The following is a 9,159-nucleotide window of genomic DNA, read 5'->3' on the forward strand; positions in this document are numbered from 1 at the left end:
TCGATCTGTCGGACCTGCGTTACAAGAACGGTGTGGACAGCTATCTGTCGGTGCTGACCGCGCAGACGGATCTGTACTCCGCGCAGCAGTCGCTGATCAGCGCGCGCCTGGCGCGCTGGACGAACCTGGTCGATCTGTACCGCGCACTCGGCGGCGGGTGGATCCAGCGCGCCGGCGAAGCGCCGCGCGCGCCGGATGCACCGGTCGACTACGACAAGGCGGCGGCTCCGGCGCCTGCGTCGGCGACGAACGGGTAACATGCGGTAATCCTGCCTGCGTGTGGTCGCTTCGCGCGCAGGCAGGACGTTGTTAGTCCTGTCGCAAGCCGGCCGTTACGAACGATGCGAAGCGTAACGAAGGAAACGTAAGGCTCGTCCATGATCGTTGGTCCGTAAGTGCGCGGTAACCTCGCGTGGGAATGCTGCGGCGATCCACGCGGGACACGCGTCTACATCTGCAGCGGGCGCGAAATCCAGGGGCCGGGCGCCGTCGAGCACGACGCGTACGGACTAACCGTGCAGATTCTCGTTTCGCCCAATCGATGATCATCCCTCTCCGGTAGCCTGTCGCCCGGCCGCCAAATCCCCGCTCATTTCGCCCAACTCAGGCTCATTTGCTGTTGGACGCTCTCTATAACGATTAGTTATACGAAATTCGAACTCGTCTGATTGGTTCTTCTTTCTCGTCCGTGCAAATTGCGCATGAAGCATTTCTCACCCATTGTCGAGAAAGAAATCCGGATGAAGAGCGAGCAGACTGCACCGACCCATCTTTTTGCCACCATCGGCGCGCTCACTGAGCGCGGTGGGCGGGTAACCGAGGCTACGAGCGGCCTCACAGTCGCCGGGCTTGTCGTTGCCCGTGTTGGCGATGTCGTCACTTACGAGGATGGCAGCGAGGCCGTCATCGTGGATGGTGCAGGCGAATATGCGATTTGCAGCGACAAGCCGTTTGCGCTGGTGGGTAGCAGGTTGAGCAACGGCGATCGTATCGCCGAAACGCTTCAGCGGTTGTCGGGAATTCACGTACCGGTTGGCGAAACGGCCGGAGGGTTGTTTAACGAGGATTATGCGCCGCCGCCTGCACTGCCGCGATACAGGTTGGCTGTACGAGGAGCCACGGCCGCGCGAGGCGGTGCATTGCGCGAAGCTACCGGCGCGTGGGACACCGGCGTTGGACTTGGCAAGGCTGGCGTCGTGGGTGATCAAATTCACTACGCAGACGGTTCGACCGCGCGAATCATAAGCGGTCTTGGGCTGGTGGATAACGGACACTTCCAGTCGCTGGCTTTCGTCGGTAGCGAACTGGATAACGGCGACGTCATTACCGATAGCCCTGAGCGTGATGGTCTGGTATCCGCTAACGCCTTCACCGTGGCGAAGCGTCCAACCGTTGTGCATCGAGGCGAGACCTCATGATTCGTTATTTCCTTGCCAAAGGGGATCAGGGCGGCAGCGCCACGATTACAGAAGGATTGGAGGACGTAACCTGTTCCAATCCACCGCCGCGCGTGCAAATCGCAACGCTGTACATGAAGACGTACTGCACGGCATGCAAGCAGGAAGGGTTTGTCGCCCCGGTGGGTCCACGCTGGCCGGGCACAGGGCCAAACGGCAAGCCGTGGGCGTTGAGTGGTGATATCAACGTCTGCGATTGCAAGCCGCCACCGGTTTTCTATGCCGAGCGCGGCATGAAGATGACCTTTGCCGCAGACGAGGTGGCGCGGTTGACGGGCAAGCATGGCTTAGGCGTCGCCCCGGTAAGAAGAGGCACGGCAGTCCACGATCAGCAGTTCGTTATTCGCAACAAGAAGTCCAGGAAACCTGTTGTGGGCGTGCGGTATTGGATCACAGATTGCCGTGGCGGCGTGCTGGCTTCAGGGATTACCGATGAGCAGGGGCATACCGTGCGAGTGATCACGCCGGAGGCCGAATCGGTAAAGCTCGAGGTCATCGGAGAAACAGAATGAGTGACGGCGATCGTGTGGAGATTGCAGAGGCGATGACGGACACGAAAGAAGGTTCGTTGATCGAGGCATTGATATCGAACGGGCCACCCATCTGCCCAAACATGACTGATGCGGAATTTCGCCGTATGGTTCTAACGTTACGCGATAGAGCCGTACAAATGATTGATGTACGGCTCGTAGACTTGCGCAAGTGGGGGGCGGTCGAACGTCAGCGCGTCGCAACGTGGTTTGGCTCAAGCGATGAAACGATTCGGCAACGTCTGACAGTCGGCCTCGCACGAGTAAGTCGGGTGATGCGCGATCTCAAGCCTGGAAATTTTGTTCGCCAATCAGAGGAGCTTGATCGATATCTTGGTTGTACGCCGAATAACAAGGACCCTGATGGTGCCGTCGCGCATGTTTGCGCCCCGGACACCGCTACACATACTATTTGTATCCACGAGAATTTTTGTGGGATGCGCCCCACATCCAGTGCAAAGGACTCGATGTTGTCGACACTGATTCATGAGTGCACTCACTTCTCCGACACTTTTGGCGCTCAGGATCATCAATATTCCATGCGCAAGTGCTTGGTCTTGGCTCGGACGCGCCCCGATCTCGCAATCGATAATGCGGATAGCATTGCCGGGTATCTTATCTATGAGGATTAGAGGCGGTGTGGCGGCGCGATCCTGGTTGAATCTGATTGGGTCCAACGGAAAATTGATATGGGCATGTATCGCACTCGCATTTTTCTCGGCAGGGACATTCGCCTGCTCCCCAGTCCATACGCTTGATGTTTCGTTTGAAAGAGATTCTGCCAAGGTGTCCGGCGATGAGCTCACAAGGGTGGCCAATTGGGCGATAGACCTTCAACTCAAATATCCCAATCTCGATCGTACGTCTGTCGGTGGCCTTGCCGAAGCTGACGAAAGACAGCCGCACGTGCTGGCTCAACAACGCGCGGAAAGTATCAAGGGGCTTCTAGTCACATTGGGGCTTGGTCGAGCACCTATCGACGTCGACGCCAGGCTTTATAAGTCGCATCATTTGAGCGGTGTGCCGGATAATGGCCGACGAGTAGAAATCGACTTCCTTCCCGGTTGCCCGCATGAATGTCCTTGCCAAGTGAAATGAGGCCTTGGCCGCGAGCCGCCGCGCAGTGCTGCACATTTTGATGGTGTGCAGCAACCCCTTGCGCACCATGCGGTAAGCGCCGGCCGCCACAAGCCGACGCGTGCTTGGTGTCCGTCATCGCACACCGCACTTCGCACGATCGCTCCGTGCGTCCCCGCCTTTCGCCGCCCCCGCAAAGCAAAACGCCACGGCATGCCGTGGCGTTTTTCGTTACCGATTCTCCGCGCGGACGCTCGCCGCGAGGCGATCAGTGATGCACGTCAGCGGGCCGCCCGTCGAAATCGTGCCCCGCGCGCCGAATCTCGCAGCGCGCATCCTTTTCGCCTTTCACGCCGTTGAACACGATGTTCAGGATCACGGCGCTGGCCGACGCCAGCAGGATGCCGCTGTGCAGGATCGGCGCGAGCGCGGGCGGCAGCTTCGAGAAGAAGTGCGGCGACACGACCGGCACGAGGCCCATGCCGACGCTCACGGCGACGATGAACAGGTTGTGCGAGTTGTTCACGAAGTCGACCTTCGACAGCACCTTGATGCCGTTCGCGGCGACCATCCCGAACATCACGATGCCCGCGCCGCCGAGCACGAACGGCGGCACCGACGCGACGACCTGCGCCATCTTCGGGAACAGCCCGAGCAGCACGAGGATCACACCGCCAGTCGCGCACACGAAGCGGCTCTTCACGCCCGTCACGCCGATCAGGCCGACGTTCTGCGAGAACGACGTATGCGGAAACGAGTTGAAGATGCCGCCGATCAGCGTGCCGAGGCCGTCGACGCGCAGGCCGCGCACGAGGCGCTCCTGGTTGACCGGGCGATCGACCATGTCGCCGACCGCGAGGAACATGCCGGTCGATTCGATGAACGTGACGAACATCACCGTGACCATCGTCACGATCGACAGCGGGTCGAAGTGCGGCCAGCCGAAGTGGAACGGCATCACGAAGCCGACCCACGGTGCAAGCGACACGCCTTCCGTGTTCACGCGGCCGATCGCGAACGCGATCACGAAGCCGGCGACGATGCCGAGCAGCACCGAGATGTTCGCGATGAAGCCGCGGCCGAACTTGTTGATCAGCAGGATCAGCGTGAGCACGAGCAGCGACAGGCCGAGATAGACGGGGCTGCCGTACTCGGGGTTGCCGACGCCGCCGGCCGCCCAGTTGATGCCGACTTCCATCAGCGACAGCCCGATCACCGCGATCACCGTGCCGACCACCACGGGCGGGAAGAACCGCAACAGCTTGCCGATCGTCGGCGCGAGCACGATGCCGATGATGCCGGCCGCGATGGTCGAACCGAAGATGTCGAGAATGCCGAGGCCCGGGTTCGTGCCGATCGCGATCATCGGACCGACGGCCGCGAACGTGCAGCCCATGATGACCGGCAGGCGGATCCCGAAGATCCACAGGCCGAGCGTCTGGATCAGCGTGGCGATGCCGCACGAAAACAGATCGGCGCTGATCAGGAACGCGATCTGGTCTTTCGGCAGCTTGAGCGCCGCGCCGACGATAAGCGGCACGGCGACGGCGCCGGCGTACATGACGAGGACGTGTTGCAGGCCAAGCGTTACCAGCTTGCCGGTCGGCAGCACCTCATCGCACGGATGGACCGTGTTCGATTGCATCTGTCTCACTCCATGATCTTGTTTTCGGGGTGATACGAAGTTATTCGGAATGAATCCATGCAACAAGAGCACTGGGTTCTATTCCGTTCTTTGCTGGTTCGATATGCCATTTCGGTATGGAACAGGGGGGCGATCATCGGGAAACTGCCGCGGGAGTGAGGTGTACCGGTTTTATAGCGCTTCAAAATAGCGCCGGCCCCCCTGTCAAATATGGGGTGCTTTATGGTGTGTATCGGGCGGGCCGCATAGTGGCAAAAAGCGGTGTTCGGAAATCGTGCCGGGTTAACCCGCGAACGGCCGCTTTTGCGTGCAAGGTGCAGCCCGGTGGAACGCGCCGGCCCGACCCCACGGTCGATGCGTCGACGCGGCGGCAAAAAGCGCGGTGCGCATCGCGATCCCGTTATCATCGACATCCGTTCATTCGAATCCCTCTTAGCTCATGCGCCTGCTCGGAATCGACCTCGGCACGGGCTCCGTCAAACTCGTCACGCTCGATGCCGACGGCGTCGAGCGGGCCGTCGCGAGCGAACCTTACGGGTTGTCGTCGCCGCAGCCCGGCTGGGCGGAAATCGCGCCCGACGCGTGGTGGCAGGCGCTCGTGCGCGCGGCCGCGCGGCTGCCGGGCGACGAGCGTGCGCAGGTCGCGGCGATCGGCTTTTCGGGCCAGATGCATGGCGTCGTGCTGATCGACGCGGCCGGCCAGCCGGTGCGGCCCGCGCTGCTGTGGCCCGACACACGCGCGGTGCGCGAGGCGGACGCGGCCGACTGGCCTGCCGCCGGATGGCCCGTCGCCGGATTACCCGTCGCCGGATTACCCGTCGCCGGATTACCCGTCGTCCCGAACCCCGTCGCGCCCGGCATGGCCGGCCCGCTGTTGCGCTGGCTGGCGGCGCACGAACCCGACGCGCTACGCGCCGCGCGCTGGGCCGTGCAGCCGAAGGACTGGCTGCGTATCGCGCTCGGCGGCGACGTGGCGGCCGATCCGAGCGATGCGTGCGCAACGGCGCTCGCGACGCCCGACGGCGCGTGGGACAGTGCATTGATCGACACGCTCGGCCTGCCGGCCGACCGCTTCGCGCCGGTTCGCGCGTCCTCCGCGCGCTGTGGCGTGCTCGGCGCGCAGGCCGCCGCCGCGCTCGGTTTGCCGGCCGGCGTGCCGCTCGCGACGGGTGCGGCCGATACCGCGTGCGCGGCGCTCGGCAGCGGGCTGGCCGCGGCAGGCGATGCGTTGCTGACGACCGGCAGCGGCGGGCAGATCGTCGTGCTCGCGGATGCGTTGCCGCCCGCGCGGCGCGGCTTGCATCGCTATCGTGCGGCGACGGGCGGCGGCTATTACACGATGGCGGCGATGCAGAACGTCGGGCTCGCGCTTGAAGCCGTGCGCGGCTGGCTCGGCTACGCGCAATGGGCCGATGCGTATGACGACGCGTTCGCGCAGCCGGCGTCCGAGCGGCTGTGCTTCCTGCCGTACCTGACCGGCGAGCGCTCGCCGTGGATGAACCCCGATGCGCGCGGCGGCTGGCTCGGCCTCGGGCTCGGCGACACGCGCGGCGCGATGATGCGCGCCGCGTTCGAGGGCGTCGCGTTCGCGTTGCGCGCGGGGCTCGATGCGATCCGCGATGCCGATCGCCGTGACGCGGTGACGACGCTGCGTCTCGCGGGCGGCGGCTCGGTCGATCCGCGCTGGCGCCAGTTGCTCGCCGATGCGCTCGGCGCGTCGCTGCACGCGATCGATTGCCCGAACGCCGCGACGCGCGGCGCCGCCTTGCTCGCGGGCGTCGCGATCGGGCATTGGCGTGAAGACGCGTTGCGCGCGCTGGCGCCGGCTGCTGCGCCGGTCGCGGCACCGCACGACGACCGCCTGCTGGCCGTACGCCACGCGCGCTTCGTCGATCTGTATGCCCGCACGGATGCATGGTTCACGACGGGCGTTTAAACTCGACCACTTGTTCTTTTGCGCCAGCGATGACGCATCCTGGCAAGCCGGCGACCGTTTCGCGCACGCGATGCGCGGCGGGAGCGGCCATCATGGCGAGCACGATATTCTTGCGCCGTGCCGCGCGGCACGGCTTCGACCGCCTTGCATGAAACCCGGGCCGGCGCCGCACGCCGGCCCGGGCCGATCTCACCGACACACAGAGGAGTGACACGATGAAAACGAAAGCCGCGATTGCATGGAAGGCCGGTGCGCCGCTGACGATCGAGGAAGTCGATCTCGAAGGGCCGCGCGCCGGCGAAGTGCTGATCGAAGTGAAGGCGACGGGCATCTGCCATACCGACTACTACACGCTGTCGGGCGCCGATCCGGAAGGGATCTTTCCGGCGATCCTCGGCCATGAAGGCGCGGGCGTGGTGGTCGACGTCGGCCCCGGCGTCGGCACCGTGAGAAAGGGCGACCACGTGATTCCGCTCTACACGCCCGAATGCCGCGAGTGCAAGTTCTGCCTGTCGCGCAAGACCAACCTGTGCCAGAAGATCCGCGCGACGCAGGGCAAGGGCCTGATGCCGGACGCGACGTCGCGCTTCTCGCTCGACGGCAAGCCGCTGTTCCACTACATGGGCACGTCGACGTTCTCGAACTACATCGTCGTGCCGGAGATCGCGGTCGCGAAGGTGCGCGAGGACGCGCCGTTCGACAAGATCTGCTACATCGGCTGCGGCGTGACGACGGGCGTCGGCGCGGTCGTGTACTCGGCGAAGGTCGAGGCCGGCGCGAACGTGGTCGTATTCGGCCTCGGCGGGATCGGCCTGAACGTGATCCAGGGCGCGAAGATGGTCGGCGCGGACAAGATCATCGGCGTGGACATCAACCCGAAGCGCGTCGAGCTCGCGAAGAAGTTCGGGATGACGCACTTCATCAACCCGAACGAAGTCGAGAACGTCGTCGACCACATCGTGCAGCTGACCGACGGCGGCGCCGACTATTCGTTCGAATGCGTCGGCAACGTGAAGCTGATGCGCCAGGCGCTCGAATGCACGCACAAGGGCTGGGGCCAGTCGTTCATCATCGGCGTCGCGGCAGCGGGCGAGGAAATCAGCACGCGTCCGTTCCAGCTGGTGACGGGCCGCGAATGGAAGGGCTCGGCGTTCGGCGGCGCGCGCGGGCGCACCGACGTGCCGAAGATCGTCGACTGGTACATGGAAGGCAAGATCAACATCGACGACCTGATCACGCATACGCTGCCGCTCGAGCGGATCAACGAAGGCTTCGACCTGATGAAGGCCGGCGAGTCGATCCGCTCGGTCGTGCTGTACTGACCGGGAGCGCATCGCCATGCTCGAACTCGTTTCCTCGCATGCGTGCCACGGCGGCGAGCAGCGTTTCTACCGTCACGATTCGGCGGCCATCGGCCTGCCGATGAAGTTCTCGGTGTACGTGCCGCCGCAGGCCGCGCAGGGGCGCGTGCCGGCGCTGTTCTATCTCGCGGGGCTCACGTGCACCGACGAGACGTTCGCGATCAAGGCCGGCGCGCAGCAATACGCGGCGCAGCACGGCATCGCGCTCGTGATGCCCGATACGAGCCCGCGTGGCGCGGGCGTGCCGGGCGAGACCGATGCGTGGGACTTCGGCGTCGGCGCGGGCTTCTACGTCGATGCGACCGAAGCGCCGTGGTCGACGCATTACCGGATGGAGTCGTACGTGACGGGCGAGCTGCGCGAGCTGGTCGTGGCCGAGCTGCCGATCGACGGCGCGCGGCTCGGCATCTTCGGTCACTCGATGGGCGGGCACGGCGCGCTGACGCTCGCGTTGCGTCATCCGGGCCTGTATCGGTCGGTGTCGGCGTTCGCGCCGATCGCCGCGCCGACGCGCTGCCCGTGGGGCGAGAAGGCGTTCTCCGGTTATCTCGGCGCGGATCGCGACGCGTGGAAGGCGCACGACGCGAGCGAGCTCGTCGCGCGCGCCGATGCGCCGAAGTTCGCGGACGGCATCCTCGTCGATCAGGGCCTCGCCGATCAGTTCCTCGCGAACCAGCTCAACCCGGACGTGTTCGAAGCCGCCTGTGCGAAGGCCGGCCAGCCGCTGACGCTGCGCCGCCATCCGGGCTACGACCACGGCTACTACTTCATCTCGACGTTCATCGCCGATCACATCGCGCATCATGCGCGTGTGCTTGCGAGGTGAGCAGCCTCTGACGCCACGTCGTTGCGCTTCAGCGGGCGACGTGGCTGTCATCCTTCGTTACGCTTCCAACGGGGGGCGGCCGCCCGAAAAAATCACACGCTGCCGCAAATTCGTACTCGTTCTATAGGATATCAAATCGATTCGCCGAATAATGATCGACGATTTAATCGTGGTGAAGTTTATTCGAGCGAGGCTTTGACCTGAATGGATGACATGGTTTGCGAGGTGTCAAACAACTCCCCTAGCTGGGGTAATGCCGTTCAGTTAAGCGACCGAAGGGCATTTTTGTTTTGTGGAAGGAGTGGTTGTAAACGTTGCGCTGAGATG

General features: G+C 63.9%; 9 protein-coding genes. 8 read left to right on the forward strand and 1 reads right to left on the reverse strand.

What is annotated here, in order from left to right:
- From J8I33_RS33990 to J8I33_RS34010, 5 genes are all read left to right on the forward strand, one after another.
- The coding region (locus tag J8I33_RS33990) for a TolC family protein (RefSeq protein WP_209939980.1) at nt 1-257 on the forward strand (257 nt) is incomplete at its 5' end.
- 444 nt (nt 258-701) lie between these two features.
- The gene (locus J8I33_RS33995; RefSeq protein ID WP_245172632.1) at nt 702-1,418 is read left to right on the forward strand and encodes a PAAR domain-containing protein; all 717 of its coding nucleotides are present in this window, start codon (nt 702-704) and stop codon (nt 1,416-1,418) included.
- On the forward strand, nt 1,415-1,969 hold the full coding sequence (locus J8I33_RS34000) for a hypothetical protein (RefSeq protein ID WP_124557327.1): 555 nt from the start codon (nt 1,415-1,417) through the stop codon (nt 1,967-1,969). The genes J8I33_RS33995 and J8I33_RS34000 overlap by 4 nt, the downstream gene beginning before the upstream one ends.
- The gene (locus J8I33_RS34005) at nt 1,966-2,619 is read left to right on the forward strand and encodes a M35 family metallo-endopeptidase (RefSeq protein ID WP_209926259.1); all 654 of its coding nucleotides are present in this window, start codon (nt 1,966-1,968) and stop codon (nt 2,617-2,619) included. The genes J8I33_RS34000 and J8I33_RS34005 overlap by 4 nt, the downstream gene beginning before the upstream one ends.
- A gap of 25 nt (nt 2,620-2,644) precedes the next feature.
- Complete coding sequence (locus tag J8I33_RS34010; RefSeq protein ID WP_124631677.1) at nt 2,645-3,085, forward strand: hypothetical protein; 441 nt, start codon at nt 2,645-2,647, stop codon at nt 3,083-3,085.
- A gap of 247 nt (nt 3,086-3,332) precedes the next feature.
- Here the strand turns inward: J8I33_RS34010 and J8I33_RS34015 are convergent, their stop codons facing one another.
- Nucleotides 3,333-4,709 carry a nucleobase:cation symporter-2 family protein gene (locus tag J8I33_RS34015; RefSeq protein ID WP_050016976.1) on the reverse strand — a complete coding sequence of 459 codons (1,377 nt, stop codon included), beginning with the start codon at nt 4,707-4,709 and terminating at the stop codon, nt 3,333-3,335.
- Between the two features lie 439 nt (nt 4,710-5,148).
- Between J8I33_RS34015 and J8I33_RS34020 the strand changes: the two genes are divergently transcribed.
- The 3 genes from J8I33_RS34020 to fghA all read left to right on the forward strand — a co-directional run bounded on the left by J8I33_RS34020 (nt 5,149) and on the right by fghA (nt 8,832).
- On the forward strand, nt 5,149-6,645 hold the full coding sequence (locus J8I33_RS34020) for an FGGY family carbohydrate kinase (RefSeq protein WP_209939981.1): 1,497 nt from the start codon (nt 5,149-5,151) through the stop codon (nt 6,643-6,645).
- A 215-nt stretch (nt 6,646-6,860) separates the two neighbouring features.
- Entirely contained in the window at nt 6,861-7,967 is a 1,107-nt protein-coding gene (locus tag J8I33_RS34025) for an S-(hydroxymethyl)glutathione dehydrogenase/class III alcohol dehydrogenase (RefSeq protein ID WP_006483756.1), read from the forward strand.
- Between the two features lie 16 nt (nt 7,968-7,983).
- On the forward strand, nt 7,984-8,832 hold the full coding sequence (fghA, locus tag J8I33_RS34030; protein WP_209939982.1) for an S-formylglutathione hydrolase: 849 nt from the start codon (nt 7,984-7,986) through the stop codon (nt 8,830-8,832).
- Nucleotides 8,833-9,159: the final 327 nt, after the last annotated feature.

It is taken from the genome of Burkholderia sp. AcTa6-5, from assembly GCF_017815075.1.
Taxonomy (GTDB): Bacteria; Pseudomonadota; Gammaproteobacteria; order Burkholderiales; family Burkholderiaceae; genus Burkholderia; species Burkholderia sola.